Genomic DNA, 16,966 nt, shown 5'->3' with positions numbered 1-16,966 from the left:
CCATCTGGCCAGCACAAGGAGTTCGCATGTTTGATTTTGATCGGGAAGTTGACCGCAGTGGCACCATGAGTCTGAAGTGGGACAAGTACAAGGGTCAGGATGTGCTGCCCATGTGGGTTGCCGACACCGACTTTGTCTCTCCACCATCCGTGATCGAGGCGCTCACCCAGCGGGTTGCCCACGGCATTTTCGGCTACTCTCGCCCCTCCCCCCGCCTGATCGAACTCATCATCGAACGGCTGGCCACCCGCTATGGCTGGGCCATCCAGCCGGAGTGGCTGGTCTTTCTGCCCGGCGTGGTTCCGGGGCTCAACCTTGCCTGCAAGGCGTGGAGCCAGCATGGCCGCGGCATCATCACCCCCAAGCCGGTCTACTACCCTTTCCTGCAGGCGCCGGGCTTCAACGACCGTCCCCTGCTCACCGTCCCCATGGTGGAAGAGGCCGGTCGCTGGGTGCTGGATCTTGCAGAACTGGAGCGCCAGGCCCCCTCGGCCGACCTGCTGCTGCTCTGCAACCCCCACAACCCGGGCGGTACCGTCTTTACCCGCGAGGAGCTGCTGGCCATCGACGCCATCGCCGAGCGCCATAATCTGGTGATCTGCTCCGACGAGATCCACTGCGACCTGCTGCTGGACAAGTCGGCCCGCCACATACCCTACGGCGCCATCAGTGCGGAAGCTGCCGAGCGCTGCGCCGTGATGATGGCCCCGAGCAAAACCTTCAACATCGCCGGCCTCTGCTGCTCCTTTGCCGTGGTGCCCAACGCCCGTCTGCGCTTCCGCCTGCAGCAGGCGATGCGCGGCATCAGCGCCGACGTCAACCTGCTCGGCTTTGTGGCAGCTGAAGCGGCCTATGAGGGCGGCGAGCAGTGGCTCTGCGAACAACTCGACTATCTGGCAGCCAATCTGGCCCTGATCCAGCAGGCCGTCGCCCGCTGGCCCGGTGTCGAGCTGGCCAGCCATCAGGCGACGTATCTGGCCTGGATCGATGTGAGCGCGCTCGGGCTGGACGACCCCGTCGCCTTCTTTGAACAGGTTGGGGTCGGTCTCTCGCCGGGAGCCCAGTTTGGCAATGGCCAGTTTGTGCGCCTCAACTTTGGCTGCACCAAAGCGCGTCTGGTCGAGGCCCTGGCGCGGATGGAACGGGCTATCCTGAGCCACGGCAAACAGTAACAACTGACAGGACGGGCAGTGTCCGTCCCCTTTTCCTGCACCACCAGCCAGCGGTTAACTATGTACCCACGGATTTTGCGTCACCTCCTGCTCTCACTCGGCATCCTGCTCCCCTTCGGCAGTCAGGCGCTGACCATCGGCACGGGCCCCCTCAATGGTGTTTACTACCCCACGGGAGGTGCCATCTGCCGGGTGCTCAATGTCGATCACGCCCTGCACGGCGACAGTTGTACGGTACAGAGCACCCGCGGTTCTCTGGCCAACCTCAAGGCGCTGAACAAGGGCGAAGTGCAGCTTGCACTGGTGCAATCCGACGTGCTCCACCATGCACTCCATGGCACCGGCCCCTTCAGTGGGCAGGGAGCCAATCACAAGCTGCGCAGCCTGTTTCGCCTCTATCAGGAGTCGCTGACCCTGCTGGCCAGTGCCAGCAGCAATATCACCACTCTGGCCGATATCGAGGGCAAGCGGGTCTACCCGGGCAATGCCGGGGCCGGCGACATGGTGACCAGTCAGGCCCTGATGGGCGCCATGGGGTGGCATCCCAAGCAGTTTGCCGCCTACAAACTCAAATCACCGCAGACTCCGCTGGAGGGACTCTGTGACGGTACACTGGACGCCGCCTTCGTGGTGGTGGGCCACCCGAGCCAGGCGATCGGCGATCTGATTAGCCGCTGCCAGGTTCGCCTCATCCCTATCGAAGGGGAGCAGATCGACAAACTGCTCAAGCAGCATCCCTACTACCAGCGCAGCCAGATCGCCGCCAATCTCTATCCGGGGCAGCTCACCGCCATCAACAATATCGGGATGAGCGCCGAGCTGGTGGCGCTGGCCAGCCTGCCGGATCCCATCGTTCGCACCGTGCGCGATACCCTGCTGGCGCGGGTCAGGCAGTTCAGCCGCCTCCACCCGGCCCTGAGTACCGTGACGCCGGAACTGCTGCAGGCACAGACCGAGCTGCCGCTGCACTCGGGCATGTCAGATGAAGTGCCCGAACCGCTGCCGCTCGCCCCCGAGCAGCTGGCAGAGGGTGAGGCCCCCTCTGCTGCCACCAGTGCAGCCATCTCGACCGGGGTTGCCTCTGACGTGGCTCCCGGTGCCGTCTCCAGCGCCGATCCCACAGCCAGCCGCGCGGCGGTAGCAACACAGCCCACTTCCGAATTACAACCGACCCAGCTCGAACCTGCCACTTCCGCAGCGGCACCTCCAGCTGCCCCCTCTGACGCGGTACCGACAAGCGGGGAAGTGGCGGCACCAGCCATTCAAGCCAGTGCAGCGACTCAATCTGCTGCCAGTGCAGCGGCAGAGACCATGCCGTCTGCCACTCCTGTCGCGACCAGCAGCGCCGTTGCCACCAGCGGCGCTGCCGCGGCGCAATAGCCCGGCGCAGGGCTGGTATATCAAACAAAAAGAGCAGCCAAGGCTGCTCTTTTTGTTTATCTCGGCTCATTGTCTATCTCTGCTCAGGTTATTTATCGACCCCTGCCAGATAAGGGTTGGGCTTGTGGATCTCCTCCTCCACCCAGATGAGCAGCTGCTTGATGGCGCGCGACAGCACCTGATTCTGGCGCACCACATAACCCAGGCTGGTACCCGGGAAATCGGTCAGGCTGGCAACCGGCGCGGTCAGGTTGAGGCGAGGATGCAGGGAGAAGTCCGGCACGATGGCGACGCCAAACCCGGCTTCGGCCCAGTCCAGCTGGGCATCCACGCTCCCCACCTCCATGATGCGGCAAGGGGGGAGCGCCAGCAGCGGTAAGGAGGGGTCGATAAGGGCCCGGGTGCGAGTATCATGGCCAAGCAGGATCAGGGTCGGCTCGTCGAGGGGGTCACTCTCCCCTGCTCTGGCTCGCGCCTGCCAGCGGACTAGACCGTGGCCCAGCGCGCACCAGGTCACCTGCTGCAGTTCGGTGTAGAAGAGCGGTTCACTGCGCTTTTGCGCCATCACGAAGCCCAGATCCGCCTTGCCGCTTTTGACCAGCTCCGCCGCCTGATCCGAGGTGGTGTTGAAGAGGGTGAGGTCGATGCCGGGAAACTCCCGCTTGAAGCGCTGAAACGGCTGAATGAGCAACAGGCGCGAGATGATGTCGCTGGCCGCGATGGCCAGCGTCCCCTGACTCAACTGGTTGAGCGCATTGAGATCGGATTGGCAAAGTTGGAGTTCGGCTATAGCCCGTTCGGCGCTTTGCAGCAACCGCTCGCCAGCCTGAGTCAGACGAAAGGGGCTGCGCTCGATAAGCCGCACCCGGGTCGCCTGTTCCAACCGCTTGATATGCAGGCTGACATTGGGCTGGGTCATGTGCAGTTCGGTGGCGGTCTGGCCAAAGTGCTGCAACCGGGCCAGGGTGACGAAGGTTTGCAGCCAATGGATGTCCAGCATAAGACTCTCTCAACTCACTGTTCATTGGGCTCTGCGCGGCGATCTTGCGGCCACATGCCGATAAATTGGCCATCATTATATGGTTTTATTATCGGAACTATAAAGATAATTAATTTTTCTAATCCGCAGCAGGCTCCTAGGATGAACGCCTAACGTCTTAGGAGAAAGAGTCATGTCGTCTATCGTAGTCGTAGGTGCCAACTGGGGTGATGAAGGCAAAGGCCGCATCGTGGATTATCTGGCAGGCCAAGCTGGCGCCAGCATTCGCTTCCAGGGCGGCAACAACGCCGGCCATACCGTCGTCAACGACCTTGGCACCTTCAAGCTGCACCAGGTTCCGAGCGGTGTCTTCAACCCGAACTGTCTGGTCGTGCTGGGCCCGGGCATGGTGATCAGCCCCGAGAAGCTCACCGTCGAACTCGACGAAGTGAAAGCCTCCGGTGTCGTTCCCAAGCTGGCCATCTCTGACCGCGCTACCCTCTGCCTGCCGCTGCACGCCATGGAAGATACCCTGGAAGAGCAGCGTCTGGGTGACGGTGCCTATGGTTCTACCCGTCAGGGCATCGCGCCGGCCTACGGTGACCGCGTCATGAAGAAAGCGATATTGGTTGGCTGGCTGAAGCAGCCGGAAGTACTGGTCGAGCGCATTCAATTCTTCCTCGACTGGAAACTGCCGCAACTTAAAGCTCTCTACCCGACCTTCGAGTTCAACCAGACCGCCCAGGAAATGGCTGACTGGCTGCTGGAAGTGTCCGCTCCCTGGATCGACTCCGTCTGCAACGTCAGCATGCCGCTCAAAGAGCTGCAGGCCGAAGGCAAGACCCTGCTGTTCGAAGCCCAGCTGGGCGCAGGCCGTGACCTCATCTACGGCGAATACCCCTGGGTGACCTCCTCCCACGTATCCGGTGCCTACGCCGGCATCGGTGGCGGTCTGCCGGGCCTGCGTCCCGAGCGCGTCATCGCCGTTGCCAAGGCATTCAGTACCTCCGTCGGTACCGGCACCCTGCTGACCGCCATGGAGAACCAGGACGAGTTCCGCAAGATCGCCAACGAATTCGGCGCCACCACCGGTCGTCCTCGTGACGTCGGCTACTTCGATGCCGTTGCCACCAAGAACGGTGTCGAGCTGCAGGCTGCGACCGAAGTCGCCCTGACCAAGCTGGACTGCCTGACCGGTCTGCCGGATCTGAAGATCTGTGTGGCCTACGAAGGTGCTCACACCGAGAACCCGATTTGGCCGCAAACTGCTGCCCTGAAGCCGGTTTACGAGCAGATGGAAAGCTGGAGCGAAGACATCACCGGCTGCCGCACCTTCGAAGAGCTGCCCAAAGCGGCACAGCAGTACGTACTGCGTATCGAAGAGCTGCTGGGCGTACCGGTTCCGATGGTCTCCGTCGGCCCGGGCCGTGACGAGATGATCCTGCGTTAATCCGCGCGATCAACTGTCAGCACAGTGAACAACCGGCATCCATGATGCCGGTTTTTTATTGCTGACGGGCAGAAAACAACAGTTATGCTCAATTAAAATCTACATTGATACAATGTTGAGCCAATATGTCACTCCATCACGCACCGGTCTCGCTAAAGTGAATCCGTAACCACACGAGGAGTCACACCATGAGATTGACCAAACGCACCGCACTGCTCTCCCTGCTCTGCATGGCAACCCTGCCCGCTTCCGCCATGACCCTGAAGAGCAGCGATATCCACGAAGGCCAGCTGATGGACAAAGCCTTCAGCTTCAACGGCTTTGGCTGTAGCGGCGACAACCGTTCACCCCAGCTGAGCTGGCAGGATCTGCCAGCCGGCACCAAAAGCGTCGCCATCACAGCCTATGACCCCGATGCCCCCACCGGCAGCGGCTGGTGGCACTGGCTGGTGGTGAACCTGCCTGCCACTCAGAGCGAGCTGGCCAGCAATGCCTCCGGCAAGCTCAAGCAGGGGCTGGAGCTGAGAACCGACTTCGGCAGCCAGGGCTACGGCGGCCCCTGCCCGCCCGCTGGCCACGGTATGCACCGCTATCAGTTCACCGCCTGGGCCCTGCCCCAGAATCTGGAGGTAAAAGCAGACACCCCGCCCGCCATGGTAGGCTACATGCTGAACAGCATGGCCCTTGGTAAGGCTACTCTGACCGCCACTTTCGTCACCCCCTAGGAGCAACCGGATGAGCACGCCCCTGCTGCAACAGCACCACTATCTCGGGATCCGCCAGCAGCCGCTGCACCGCGTACTCATCTATGCGCCGACCATCATCTGGGTCAAACAGGGCAGGAAGCTGCTCTGGTGGCAAGAGCGACGTCTCTCGTTTGGCAAGGAGAGCTGGCTGCTGATCCCGGCGGGTCACCAGCTCACCTTCGTCAACCAGCCGGAGCAGGAGAAGTTTCGCTCCCATGTCCTTACCCTGCTGACGCCGCCCCCCGCCGAGTGGCTGCCCGATACGCCCTCCGCTACTCAGGCGATGGCAGATCCCGCGATAAAGGTGACGACAAGCCTCGCCTACTGCTTCGAGATGGTCTGCACCATGACAGAGCGGGGGCTGAGTGAGGCGACCCAGACCGAGCTGCTGCGGGCCTTCTATGCGGAGTTGAGGGCTACTGGCGCTCTTCATCTGCTCTTTCCCGCCAGCACCATGACCCTCGGCGAGCGGCTGGCCCGTTACCTCGGCGTTGAGCCCGGTGCCGATCACACGCTGGAAACTGTTGCCCCTCACTTCTCGATGAGCCGCGCCTCGCTGGTACGCAAACTGACAGCCGAAGGGCGCACCTTCCGTCACCTGCTGGCTCAGGTACGGATGAGCCATGCACTCACCCTGTTGCAGCAATCGCTCTCCCTGCAAGAGGTAGCCATCGCCTGCGGTTATGACTCCCTCAGCCGCTTTGCTGCCCGCTTCAAACAGGAGTTCGGCCTCACTCCGCATCAATACCTGCAAACCTGCCCTGCAGTGCGACTCGGTAATACCAAGTAAAACAGCGGGTATTACGCATCGGCAGTTACATCAACAGCTGGATATTCGATGATGCCTCCGGCTTCTATGACAACTACGACGCTCAGGTCGCTACGGGCAATGGAGCTGATAGCAACTTCAGCTGGAGCTCGGCCCACCTCTATATGCTCTATCGCAACTTCCTCAAGCCGCAGGAGTAAAGCTGCGCATATGCAAAAAGCCTCCATAGGGAGGCCTTTCTTATGCTTGGCTGATGGGCGGCATAGCTGGCCGCAAGAGTTTCTGTCAGTGAGTGGTAAGCGGCAGAGAGAGCCGCTTGGCCAGAGCCTGGAAGTTCTGGCTCACTTCAGCCCCGAACAGGGGGTCACCGATGGCACGGTTTTGCCAGTTTTGCTCCAGATGACGCCAGTCATCCTCGGTCAGAGAGTCGCGCAGATGAGGGAAGATGATTCCCTCCTCGTAATTCATGTGCGCCTCCTGCAGCTCAACGAAACGCTCCAGCTTGGCGGTGAACTGGTCGAGCGGGATCACCGCATCCATCAGGATCATCTCGACCATTTCCTTGAGCTCGCCACCTGCCTCCAGCAGCTTGACGTGCTCCTCCTGCAACCGGTTGGCAACCTCCCCCTCTACCACTCGGTATTTCAGGTAGTAGTCATAGATAAGATCTTCCTTGGGATGGTGGTACTTGTCAGAAACCTCCCGCAGATAGTCGATGACGTCGCGCACCAGAAAATAGCTGATGGGCTGCTCCGCATGAATGGCTGCCAGCTTCTGCTTGAGCAGCTCCAGCAGTCGGGCGATGTTGAGGTGATCCTTGTGCAGACTCGATAACATGGGCACTCCTTGGCGCTGAAATAAGATGTTATTTTCCTGAGTATACGGTCATTTGTCGCCCGAACTTTGCACTCAATCAAGTGGGGGGCAGACAGATTGCCACTCAATGGGACTCTTGCCCTGCTGCTCCAGCAGCTGGTTGGTTTGCGAAAAATGGCCGCAACCGATGAAACCGCGATGGGCGGAGAGGGGGCTGGGATGGGGGGCCGTCAGCACATGATGGCGCTGCCGATCGATAAAACGCCCCTTCTTCTGGGCATGGGAGCCCCACAACAGGAACACCACCCCGTTGCAGCTGGCATTGATCTGCTCGATAACCCTGTCGGTAAAGGTCTCCCAACCCAGATGGGCATGAGAGTGAGCCTGACCGGCCTGCACCGTCAGCACGGTATTGAGCAACAATACCCCCTGCTTGGCCCAGGATTCGAGGAAACCGTGATTGGGTGTGACGAAACCTGGCAGGTCTCGCTGCATCTCTTTATAGATGTTGACCAGAGAGGGGGGCGTGCGCACGCCGGGCAGGACGGAGAAGCAGAGACCATGCGCCTGGTTGGGGCCGTGGTAGGGATCCTGTCCCAGGATGACGACCTTGATCTGATCCAGCTCGGTCAGCTTGAAGGCATTGAACACATCGGCCGCAGGGGGATAGATTACCTTGCCCGCTTCCCGCTCTGCCCTGACGGTCGCCAGCGTACTCTTGAAATAGTCCTGCTCTTTTTCAGAGCCAATCACATCACTCCAGGTCAGCACCCCGAACTCCTCACTTGATACGGCAAAGGAGTCAGGATAGGGGGGCTGCCCGCAAGACGCAACCGTGACTCACACTTTCCAGAGCCTGGCGAGCCGCCCGGAGCGCTCCAGTTTGTGCAGACCAGCATTGAACAGCAGCATCAGACGACGCGCATCGGGATCCGCCTTGCGCATCAGCAGATAACCGGGTTGAGACCAGATAGGATCAGGGGCGCTGGTCAACGACAGCGACCCGGGATGGCGGGATTGCATCTGCAGGAAGAGGGCCTTGGCCACCTGCTCATCCATCACCAGATAACGAATACGGCCGGAGACGAGTTTCTCAAGGCTCTCCTGATCAGAATCAGACCACTCCAGAGCCAGCTCGGATTGACGGGCGGCAAAACCATCCCCGTAAAAATAGCCGCGGGTCACCCCCACCGGCTCGTGGTTGATCTCTCCGAGATTGACGAGCGGCGAACCGGACAAGGTAAAAAGACGGGTTGTGAACTGGCCGAGCGATGCGGAGAGATAGAAGCTCTGTTCACGTTCGCGGGAACGAAACCAGGGCATGGTCACAACATAATCCCCGGCAAGAGTGAGCTTGTAGGCTTCAGCCCAGGGGTAAAAGTGAAAGCTGACATCAGGCCCCTCGGCGGCAAAGGCTTCGCGCACCACCTGACAGAGGAATCCCTGCTCGGGCAGAGACTCGCTGATATAGGGAGGCCACTCGCCCACGGCGATTCGGACTGTTTCGGCCCGCACCATTCCAGCCACAACCAAGCAGCTGGCAACTATCAGCCAGCGCCATTTTTGCCACCCACTCTTCACCCGCGACTCTCCTCTTTATTTTCCATCAAGTGTAGTTCTCTCGAGTCACCCTTCCCTGATACGCACCACAAACACCATAAGGTGTAGTTAAATTACTAGATTTAAAAGATAAAAGATGCATAATTTAGATATCTTACAAAATCAGAAAAATGACCTATTTTTGATTCAACTCAAGAATTTAATCCCATTGAAATGGCGATTTGTCGATTTTTATTGATCTAAATCAATTTTTGTAATATTACCACCGTGGTATATATGACCCCAACAAAGTAAAGGTGTAAGGCAAGGGCCCTTTAAGTCGTCGACATCCTCGGTAGCTTAAATACATCAGGGTAATTTCCTTACAGTTGGATTCGCGTTCCCATTGAGGAGTCATACCATGATCAAAGGCATTCAAATCACCCAGGCCGCCAACACCGCTCTGCTGAACTCTTTCTGGCTGCTGGACGAAGAGAAGCAACAGGCTCGCTGCATCTGTGTCAAAGGCGACGCCTTTGCTGCCGATCAGGAAGTTCAACTGGCTGATCTGGGTCAGTTCGAATACCGTGAACTGCCGGTTCAGGCTGAACCTGCCGTTGAAGGTGGCCAGCACCTGAACGTCAACGTGCTGCGTCGCGAAACTCTGGAAGATGCCATCGCCAACCCGGAGAAGTACCCGCAGCTGACCATCCGCGTTTCAGGCTATGCAGTGCGTTTCAACGCCCTGACCCCGGAACAGCAGCGTGACGTTGTTACCCGTACCTTCACCCAGAGCCTGTAATTCCCGCTCTGTCATGAAGTGATGACATCCATGGATGTCAGTAAAAAACGGCCCGAGGGCCGTTTTTTTATTGCGTTGCGTTCAGCCTGACAGGCTCAGTTACACCTTTTCGGTTTCCAGAACCCCGCCCTTGCGGCCCAGCACGCCCTCCATTTTCTTCACATCCAGCTGCTTGCAATATTTTGCCACCACCACGGTCGCAACCCCGTTGCCAATCAGGTTGGTCAGCGCCCGTGCTTCCGACATGAAGCGGTCGATCCCCAGAATCAGCGCCAGACCGGCCAGCGGCAGGTGGCCAACTGCGGAGATGGTCGCAGCCAGCACAATGAAGCCACTCCCGGTGACCCCGGCCGCCCCTTTCGAGGAGATAAGCAGCACCACCAGCAGCGTGATCTGATGGAACAGATCGAGCGGGGTATTGGTCGCTTGGGCGATGAAGATAGCGGCCATGGTCAGATAGATGGAGGTGCCATCCAGGTTGAAGGAGTAACCAGTCGGAATGACCAGCCCTACTACCGATTTCTGGCAACCCAGCTTCTCCATCTTGTCCAGCATGCGCGGCAGCGCTGACTCGGAGGAGGAGGTTCCCAGCACGATCAGCAGCTCCTCGCGGATATAGGAGATGAAGCGCAAGATGCTGAAACCGGATGCTTTGGCGATGCTGCCCAGCACGATAAAGATGAAGAAGAGACAGGTGATATAGAAGCAGGCGATAAGCTGGCCCAGTTGCACCAGAGAACCCACCCCGTATTTGCCGATGGTAAATGCCATGGCACCAAATGCCCCTACCGGTGCCAGCTTCATGATCATGTTGATGATGCCGAAGATGACAGTCGAGAAGCTCTCGATGACCCCGAAAATAATTTTCCCCTTCTCACCAATATGGTGCAGGGAGAAGCCAAACAGCACGGCAAAGAGCAACACCTGCAGGATGTTACCGCTGGCAAAGGCACCGATCACGCTACCCGGAATGATGTCGAGCAGGAATGGAATGATCCCCTGTGACTTGGCCTGCTCGGCATAGACGGCGATGGTGCTGGCATCCAGTGCGGCCGGATCAACGTTCATGCCGGCACCCGGCTGCAGCAGGTTCACCACGCACAACCCGATGATCAGGGCGATGGTGCTGACCACCTCGAAATAGACTAGGGCGATGGCACCGGTCTTGCCTACGGCCTTCATGCTCTCCATACCTGCAATCCCTGTCACCACGGTACAGAAGATGACGGGGGCAATAATCATCTTGATCAGTTTGACGAAACCATCGCCAAGGGGTTTCATGTCGGCCCCCAATTGCGGGTAGAGGTGGCCAAGACATACCCCGAGGGTTATTGCGAGCAGTACCTGAAAATAGAGGCTGCCCATAATCTTTTTACTCATGCTGCTTAATCCCTTCCGTTGTCGGTGTGTTGTTCTGTTTTATTGGTATGCAGCCCCGATGCATCAGGCAAAAGCAACCCGCAGGAGACGTAACGAATCCTGGATCGGCTGATGCCGCGCTCTGGTGACTGTAGCGCCATCATCTCATGTTAAAAAATGGAGTTAAGCGACACTGATCACGCAACATTAGTAACCATTTATAAATATTTATTCACCGATTATTAATTGGTGGGTGGTACGCAATGAGGGGGAAGCAGTCTGACATGAGAGGAAAACAGAGGGGATTGAACCAATGACAAGGCCCCGCATGCGGGGCCTTGTCAGTCTTAACCAGCGTTATGGAGCCAATCAGACAGAAGTATCGAGCGGCTCGAAGCCCTTGACCAGATCGTCGATCGCTTTCATCTGCTTGAGGAAGCCTTCCAGCTTGTCGAGCGGCAGCGCGCTCGGGCCATCGCAACGGGCAATTTTCGGATCCGGGTGGGATTCGATAAAGAGACCGGCCAGACCAACCGCCATACCGGCACGCGCCAGCTCGGTGACCTGCTCGCGGCGACCGCCGGATGCGGCACCCAGAGGGTCGCGGCACTGCAGGGAGTGGGTCACGTCGAAGATAACCGGATAGCCACCGGTGCTCTTCTTCATCACGCCCAGACCCAGCATGTCCACCACCAGATTGTCATAACCGAAGTTGACGCCGCGCTCGCACAGGATCAGGCGATCATTGCCGCACTCCTCGAACTTGTCGGTGATGTTCTTCATCTGGCTTGGGCTCAGGAACTGTGGCTTCTTGATGTTGATGACGTTGCCGGTACGGGCCATCGCCTCAACCAGATCGGTCTGGCGCGCCAGGAATGCGGGCAGCTGGATGACGTCAACCACCTCGGCGACCGGCTTGGCCTGATGGGGCTCGTGCAGATCGGAGATGACCGGCATGCCGAAGGTCGCTTTCAGCTCTTGGAAAATCTTCATCCCCTCTTCCAGACCCGGGCCACGATAGGAGTGGATCGAGGAACGGTTCGCCTTGTCCCAGCTCGCCTTGAAGACAAACGGGATGCCCAGCTTGCTGGTCACTTCCACGTACTTCTCGCACACCGCCATCGCCATGTCGCGAGACTCCAGCACATTCATGCCGCCAAACAGCACGAACGGTTTGTCATTGGCAACGTTGAGCTCGTTGATCTTGATATTCTTCTGTTCCATCTAAGACATCCTTAATTATGGGTCTTGGGGCCTGAAGCCAAGTTAGTCCGTTGCGACCGGGCGCAGCGGCCTGGATATTCTTCTGTTGCAGTGCCAAGCCATCCTTAATGGAGGGGCTTGGGGGTCAAATCCAGCGCAGCCAGCTGCACTTTCAGCACGTCGGCTACCGGATCGTCCGGGCACTGTTCAATAAAGTATTCAAAGTCGTCGGCAGCCTGACGGGGGCAATCCAGCTGCTCGTAGATAAAGCCGCGATCCCGCGTCTCCAGCGGATCGCCGGGCTTCATCCGCAGCAACAACTCGCTGCAGCGCAGCGCCTCGGACATGCGGTCTTCCCGCAGCAGGGCACCCTTGCTGACATTGAGCAGCCGCTCGATGATCTCCCACTGACCAGAGGGCTGCAGGTAATCCGGGGTCAGGGTGGCCAGATCGCCGAGCGCGCCGCGCAGCAGCAGTTCGATACGGGCCAGGCTCAGCTCATCGCCGGTGAAGGGATCGACATAGACCTCCCCCTCACCGCCGGCAAAGCTCACCAGGAAGTGACCCGGGAAGCAGATCCCCTCCACATCGAGCCCGAGCTTGCGTCCCAGCTGGATGATGAGAATGCCGAGACTGACCGGGATCCCCTTGCGCTGCAGCAACACCTGATTGATGTCGCAATTGTCGGCCGAGAAGTAATCCTGCCAGTCGCCGTAAAACCCGAGGCTCTGATAGAAACCGCGCAGCAGTTGCTGGCGCACCTCGTCGCAGGTGCCCTCTTCGATCTGCTCATCCAGCCACTCGTCCAGCAGCTGCAGCTCGCGGATCCCCTGCTCGGCCGAGCCATAGATTTCGTCGCTGACCGCCAGGGCCAGCTCGGTCAGCTCATGGGCTTCAAAATCGGTCCATTCGTCTATACGTAACATGCTCTTCATGCCTTAACCGAACAAACTCGCCTGTTTGAGCACTGCCAACTTGGCAATAAAGTAGATCCAGCCGAGCGCCCCCAGAAAGGAGCACCAGCGCACCAGATTGCTTTTGGCCAGCCGCAGCGCCATCGCCGCCAGAAAGACCAATACCAGGATCCCCGTCAGCTTCTCGCTAAGCCAGGGAATACCGTTATTGAGCGGGTTGAGACCCAGCACCACACAGAGCAGTACACCGGAGAGCACCACCAGTCCGTTGAGCAGACCGCTGGTTTTCAGCACGGGTGCGCTGAACGCCCGGCCAGAACCGGCCTGAACCCAGTAAAAACGAAGCATAAACATCAGCACGGCCCCGCCAATCAGGGTGAGATGCAGATGCTTGAGCACAAGATAGCTATTCAATATCAATCCTCGATGCAGAGGCCGCGCCCCTGCCCGTCAAACCGGTAGTAAAGGGAGTCAGCTGGTCGGGCACATGCCCAGAGTAACCCGCTCGTTCTCCCCGTAATCGCGCACTGTGGTTACGCTGCGATAGCCGAAATCCTGCAGCAGCTGGCGCACCGCCATCCCCTGATCCCAGCCATGTTCCAGCAGCAGCCACCCTTCGCTGTGCAGATGGGCCGGGGCATGGGCCGCAATATGGCGGATATCCGCCAGCCCCGCTTCGTCCGCCACCAGCGCCGAGCGCGGTTCAAAGCGTACATCACCCTGCTCGAGATGGGGATCGGCGCCATCAATATAGGGGGGATTGGAGACAATCACCGCAAAACGGGGAGCCTGCTCATCGAGCGGAGCAAACCAGCTGCCGTCCCGCACCTCGATGGGTAATCCCAGCGCCGCGCTGTTCTCGCGCGCCAGAGCGGCAGCGTCCACCATCCGATCCACCGCCCATACATCGAGCTCGGGTCGCTCGGACTTGATGGCCAGCGCGATGGCGCCGGTACCGGTGCCGAGATCCAGCACGGCGCAGGGCCCTTGCGGGATCTTCGCCAGCGCCTGCTCCACCAGCACTTCGGTATCCGGGCGCGGGATCAGGGTCGCCGGGCTCACTTTCAGCGGCAGCGACCAGAACTCCCGCTCGCCAACGAGATGGGCAATGGGCTCGCCATTGAGACGACGGGCCAGCCACGTCTGCAGGGTGGCTTGCTGGGCGACATCCAGCTCGCGCTCGGGCCAGGTCATCAGATAGCTGCGCCGGCAGTCGAGCAGATGACAGAGCAGCACATCGGCATCGGCGCGAGGGGACTCTCCCCCTGCCAGTACAGTCATGATATGGGCACGAGCCTGCTGGATCTGCATCAGTGCCGTCCTACTTTAATCAGGCACGTCTGAATGCGAGCTTGCCGGTTCAGCATTTGCATCAATTGCTCTCGGCCAGCGAGGCAAGCTGGTCGGCCTGATACTCCTGCACCAGCGGCGTGATAACACAGTCCAGATCCCCTTCCAAAATTTCGGAGAGGCGGTACAGGGTAAGGTTGATGCGGTGTTCGGAGAGACGGCCCTGCGGATAGTTGTAGGTACGGATGCGCTCGGAACGATCACCGGAGCCCACCAGATTGCGGCGGGTACTCTGCTCGGCGGCGCGATGGCGCTCATCCTCAGCCGCCTGCAGGCGGGCAGAGAGTACCGACATCGCCTTGGCGCGGTTCTTGTGCTGGGAGCGCTCGTCCTGACACTCCACCACCAGCCCGGTCGGCAGGTGGGTGATCCGAATGGCCGAGTCAGTCTTGTTGACGTGCTGACCACCGGCACCGGAGGCGCGGAAGGTGTCGATCTTCAGATCGGAGGGGTTGATCTCGATCTGCTCGGCTTCCGGCACTTCCGGCAGTACAGCGACGGTACAGGCGGAGGTGTGCACCCGACCCTGAGATTCGGTCTCCGGCACCCGCTGTACCCGGTGACCACCGGATTCAAACTTGAGACGACCGTAGACACGCTCGCCGTCGATCTTGGCGATGACCTCCTTGTAACCGCCATATTCCCCGTCGTTGCAGCTGACGATGGAGACACGCCAGCCCTGACGCTCGGCAAAGCGGGAGTACATGCGGAACAGGTCGCCTGCAAAGATGGCCGCTTCATCACCGCCGGCCCCGGCCCGGATCTCCAGATAGCAGTTGTTGTCATCCTTGGGATCCTTGGGCAGCAGCATCACTTGCAGCTCCTGCTCCAGCGCCTCCAGATTGGCCTTGGCGAGCGGCAGCTCCTCCTGCGCCATCTCGCGCAGGTCGGCATCATCCTCTTCCAGCATCATCTGGGTCGTCTCCAGATCATCCTGCGCCTGACGGAAACGCTGGAAGGCGTGAACGATATCTTCCAGCTGGGCATATTCACGGGTCAGGGCGCGATAGCGCTCCTGATCCGAGACCACGTCGGGCTCGCCGAGCATGGCCTGAACTTCTTCGTGGCGCTCGATGAGGCCTTCCAGCTTTCTGATCAGTGACGGATTCATAACTCTTGCAATCTCAAATGGAGGACGGGACCACCAGCATGGTAGCCCCGAAAAATTACTCTTGTGACAACCCCAGTGCCTGCCGCAGACGGGACAGCGCACTCTCGTCGCCCTGGGAGGCCGCCTGGCGCAGGGCCTGGGTCGGCGCATGGATCAACTTGTTGGTGAGGCGATGGGCCATCGCCTTGAGCGCCTGCTCGGCACTCTCGCCCTGGGCCAGTGCCAGCAGGGCGCGTTGCAACTCCTCGTCAGCGACCTGCTGGGACTGCTGGCGGTAGTCGCGAATGAGATCAACCGAGCTCTGGCCGCGATACCAGCCCATGAACTCGTCGCGCTCCTCCTGCACGATCACCTCGGCTTGTGCCGCGGCCCGTTTGCGGGTCTCGAGGTTCTGCTCGATGATCCCCTGCAGATCGTCCACCGTGTAGAGGTAGGCGTCGGAGAGCTCGTCCACTTCCGCCTCGATGTCGCGCGGTACGGCGATATCGACCAGAAACATGGGACGAAAACGGCGCGCCTTGAGAGCACGCTCCACCATCCCCTTGCCGATGATGGGCAGCGGGCTCGCGGTCGAGCTGATGACGATATCCGCCTCGTGCAGGTAATCGGGGATCTCTTCGAGCGTCATCACCTGGGCGCCAAATTCGGCAGCCAGGGTCTGGGCCCGTTGCAAAGTCCGGTTGGCCACCATCATCTGGGTCACGTTCTGTTCGCGCAGATGACGGGCCACCAGCTCGATGGTTTCGCCAGCACCGACCAAGAGCACCTTGGTCTGGGAAAGATCGGAGAAGATCCGCCGACCCAGGCTGACGGCAGCAAACGCCACCGACACGGCGCTCGCGCCAATCTCGGTATCGGTGCGCACTCTTTTTGCCACCGAGAAAGATTTCTGGAACAGCCGTTCCAGCGCCCCCTTCACCGACTCCGCCTGCTGGGCATGGGCGTAGGATTGCTTGATCTGGCCGAGGATCTGCGGCTCACCCAGCACCAGCGAGTCGAGTCCGCACGCCACCCGCATCAGGTGGCGCACCGCCTCTTCGTCATGGTGCTGGTAGATGGCGCTGACCAGCTCGGCCGCATCCAGCCCGTGGAACTGCTGCAGCCAGCGCAGCACCTCGCCCTGCTGCTCACCGGCCAGATTGCAGTAAAGCTCGGTCCGGTTGCAGGTGGAGACGATCACCGCCTCGTTGATGCCGGGTTGGTTCACCAGCTCACGCAAGGCGCGATCGATGCAGTCCGGACCAAAGGCGACCCGCTCCCGCAAGGCGACACTGGCGGTGTTGTGGTTGATTCCGAGGGCAAGCAAACTCATGAGTGGGCGACGATCATTTCATACGCTGGGTGCAAAGGCTGCCAATTGTACGAGAAAGGGTAAG

The 16,966-nt window shown here is 59.7% G+C and carries 17 protein-coding genes; 6 read left to right on the top strand and 11 right to left on the bottom strand.

The features are described 5' to 3' along the window. The first annotated feature begins 26 nt into the window (after positions 1 to 26). Together LG31_RS0115455 and LG31_RS0115450 are read left to right on the top strand one after the other, a co-directional pair. A complete protein-coding gene (locus LG31_RS0115455; RefSeq protein WP_033115335.1) occupies positions 27 to 1,172 on the top strand; it encodes a MalY/PatB family protein in 1,146 nt (381 codons plus the stop codon). 60 nt (positions 1,173 to 1,232) lie between these two features. Next, positions 1,233 to 2,552, top strand: coding sequence for a TAXI family TRAP transporter solute-binding subunit (locus LG31_RS0115450; RefSeq protein WP_033115334.1), 1,320 nt, complete (start codon positions 1,233 to 1,235; stop codon positions 2,550 to 2,552). 88 nt (positions 2,553 to 2,640) lie between these two features. Here the strand turns inward: LG31_RS0115450 and LG31_RS0115445 are convergent, their stop codons facing one another. Then, positions 2,641 to 3,552, bottom strand: coding sequence for a LysR family transcriptional regulator (locus tag LG31_RS0115445; RefSeq protein WP_033115333.1), 912 nt, complete (start codon positions 3,550 to 3,552; stop codon positions 2,641 to 2,643). Positions 3,553 to 3,724: 172 nt separating this feature from the next. Here LG31_RS0115445 and LG31_RS0115440 point away from each other — a divergent pair, with 172 nt between their 5' ends. The 3 genes from LG31_RS0115440 (at position 3,725) to LG31_RS0115430 (ending at position 6,517) form a co-directional block, all read left to right on the top strand. Then, entirely contained in the window at positions 3,725 to 4,981 is a 1,257-nt protein-coding gene (locus tag LG31_RS0115440; protein WP_033115332.1) for an adenylosuccinate synthetase, read from the top strand. Positions 4,982 to 5,169: 188 nt separating this feature from the next. Continuing rightward, on the top strand, positions 5,170 to 5,706 hold the full coding sequence (locus LG31_RS0115435) for a YbhB/YbcL family Raf kinase inhibitor-like protein (RefSeq protein ID WP_033115331.1): 537 nt from the start codon (positions 5,170 to 5,172) through the stop codon (positions 5,704 to 5,706). Positions 5,707 to 5,716: 10 nt separating this feature from the next. Beyond that, positions 5,717 to 6,517 (top strand): AraC family transcriptional regulator, encoded by an 801-nt coding sequence (locus LG31_RS0115430; protein ID WP_033115330.1) that lies wholly within the window; start codon positions 5,717 to 5,719, stop codon positions 6,515 to 6,517. 264 nt (positions 6,518 to 6,781) lie between these two features. On the opposite strand, the gene LG31_RS0115420 is transcribed toward LG31_RS0115430, so the two are convergent. The 3 genes from LG31_RS0115420 to LG31_RS0115410 all read right to left on the bottom strand — a co-directional run bounded on the left by LG31_RS0115420 (position 6,782) and on the right by LG31_RS0115410 (position 8,893). Beyond that, entirely contained in the window at positions 6,782 to 7,333 is a 552-nt protein-coding gene (locus tag LG31_RS0115420; protein ID WP_033115328.1) for a hemerythrin domain-containing protein, read from the bottom strand. 72 nt (positions 7,334 to 7,405) lie between these two features. After that, a complete protein-coding gene (gene ung, locus LG31_RS0115415; protein WP_033115327.1) occupies positions 7,406 to 8,083 on the bottom strand; it encodes a uracil-DNA glycosylase in 678 nt (225 codons plus the stop codon). Positions 8,084 to 8,152: 69 nt separating this feature from the next. Next, positions 8,153 to 8,893: a substrate-binding periplasmic protein gene (locus LG31_RS0115410; protein WP_033115326.1), complete on the bottom strand. Its 741-nt coding sequence runs from the start codon at positions 8,891 to 8,893 to the stop codon at positions 8,153 to 8,155. Between the two features lie 379 nt (positions 8,894 to 9,272). Between LG31_RS0115410 and grcA the strand changes: the two genes are divergently transcribed. Then, a complete protein-coding gene (gene grcA, locus LG31_RS0115405) occupies positions 9,273 to 9,653 on the top strand; it encodes an autonomous glycyl radical cofactor GrcA (protein WP_033115325.1) in 381 nt (126 codons plus the stop codon). Positions 9,654 to 9,752: 99 nt separating this feature from the next. Here the strand turns inward: grcA and LG31_RS0115400 are convergent, their stop codons facing one another. The 7 genes from LG31_RS0115400 to hemA all read right to left on the bottom strand — a co-directional run bounded on the left by LG31_RS0115400 (position 9,753) and on the right by hemA (position 16,902). Then, complete coding sequence (locus LG31_RS0115400) at positions 9,753 to 11,033, bottom strand: dicarboxylate/amino acid:cation symporter (protein ID WP_033115324.1); 1,281 nt, start codon at positions 11,031 to 11,033, stop codon at positions 9,753 to 9,755. 348 nt (positions 11,034 to 11,381) lie between these two features. Next, positions 11,382 to 12,236 carry a 3-deoxy-8-phosphooctulonate synthase gene (gene kdsA, locus LG31_RS0115395; protein WP_033115323.1) on the bottom strand — a complete coding sequence of 285 codons (855 nt, stop codon included), beginning with the start codon at positions 12,234 to 12,236 and terminating at the stop codon, positions 11,382 to 11,384. 104 nt (positions 12,237 to 12,340) lie between these two features. Further along, positions 12,341 to 13,141, bottom strand: coding sequence for a SirB1 family protein (locus tag LG31_RS0115390; RefSeq protein ID WP_033115322.1), 801 nt, complete (start codon positions 13,139 to 13,141; stop codon positions 12,341 to 12,343). A 12-nt stretch (positions 13,142 to 13,153) separates the two neighbouring features. After that, the gene (locus tag LG31_RS0115385; protein ID WP_084059652.1) at positions 13,154 to 13,543 is read right to left on the bottom strand and encodes a SirB2 family protein; all 390 of its coding nucleotides are present in this window, start codon (positions 13,541 to 13,543) and stop codon (positions 13,154 to 13,156) included. Between the two features lie 57 nt (positions 13,544 to 13,600). Then, a complete protein-coding gene (gene prmC / locus LG31_RS0115380) occupies positions 13,601 to 14,440 on the bottom strand; it encodes a peptide chain release factor N(5)-glutamine methyltransferase (RefSeq protein ID WP_033115321.1) in 840 nt (279 codons plus the stop codon). A 61-nt stretch (positions 14,441 to 14,501) separates the two neighbouring features. Then, positions 14,502 to 15,590, bottom strand: coding sequence for a peptide chain release factor 1 (gene prfA, locus LG31_RS0115375; protein WP_033115320.1), 1,089 nt, complete (start codon positions 15,588 to 15,590; stop codon positions 14,502 to 14,504). A 55-nt stretch (positions 15,591 to 15,645) separates the two neighbouring features. Further along, positions 15,646 to 16,902 (bottom strand): glutamyl-tRNA reductase, encoded by a 1,257-nt coding sequence (hemA, locus tag LG31_RS0115370; protein ID WP_033115319.1) that lies wholly within the window; start codon positions 16,900 to 16,902, stop codon positions 15,646 to 15,648. Between the last annotated feature and the right edge of the window lie 64 nt (positions 16,903 to 16,966).

Source organism: Aeromonas lacus (assembly GCF_000764665.1).
GTDB lineage: Bacteria > Pseudomonadota > Gammaproteobacteria > Enterobacterales > Aeromonadaceae > Aeromonas > Aeromonas lacus.
Note: the sequence above shows the minus strand (reverse complement) of the source record. Positions and strands in the feature narration are given on the sequence as shown.

Excerpts from the sequence above, each read along its gene's own strand:
- LG31_RS0115455 (WP_033115335.1), top strand. The coding sequence starts at position 27 with ATGTTTGATTTTGATCGGGAAGTTGACCGCAGTGGCACCATGAGTCTG.
- LG31_RS0115450 (WP_033115334.1), top strand. The coding sequence starts at position 1,233 with ATGTACCCACGGATTTTGCGTCACCTCCTGCTCTCACTCGGCATCCTG.
- LG31_RS0115445 (WP_033115333.1), bottom strand. The coding sequence starts at position 3,552 with ATGCTGGACATCCATTGGCTGCAAACCTTCGTCACCCTGGCCCGGTTG.
- LG31_RS0115440 (WP_033115332.1), top strand. The coding sequence starts at position 3,725 with ATGTCGTCTATCGTAGTCGTAGGTGCCAACTGGGGTGATGAAGGCAAA.
- LG31_RS0115435 (WP_033115331.1), top strand. The coding sequence starts at position 5,170 with ATGAGATTGACCAAACGCACCGCACTGCTCTCCCTGCTCTGCATGGCA.
- LG31_RS0115430 (WP_033115330.1), top strand. The coding sequence starts at position 5,717 with ATGAGCACGCCCCTGCTGCAACAGCACCACTATCTCGGGATCCGCCAG.
- LG31_RS0115420 (WP_033115328.1), bottom strand. The coding sequence starts at position 7,333 with ATGTTATCGAGTCTGCACAAGGATCACCTCAACATCGCCCGACTGCTG.
- grcA (WP_033115325.1), top strand. The coding sequence starts at position 9,273 with ATGATCAAAGGCATTCAAATCACCCAGGCCGCCAACACCGCTCTGCTG.
- LG31_RS0115400 (WP_033115324.1), bottom strand. The coding sequence starts at position 11,033 with ATGAGTAAAAAGATTATGGGCAGCCTCTATTTTCAGGTACTGCTCGCA.
- kdsA (WP_033115323.1), bottom strand. The coding sequence starts at position 12,236 with ATGGAACAGAAGAATATCAAGATCAACGAGCTCAACGTTGCCAATGAC.
- LG31_RS0115390 (WP_033115322.1), bottom strand. The coding sequence starts at position 13,141 with ATGTTACGTATAGACGAATGGACCGATTTTGAAGCCCATGAGCTGACC.
- prmC (WP_033115321.1), bottom strand. The coding sequence starts at position 14,440 with ATGCAGATCCAGCAGGCTCGTGCCCATATCATGACTGTACTGGCAGGG.
- prfA (WP_033115320.1), bottom strand. The coding sequence starts at position 15,590 with ATGAATCCGTCACTGATCAGAAAGCTGGAAGGCCTCATCGAGCGCCAC.
- hemA (WP_033115319.1), bottom strand. The coding sequence starts at position 16,902 with ATGAGTTTGCTTGCCCTCGGAATCAACCACAACACCGCCAGTGTCGCC.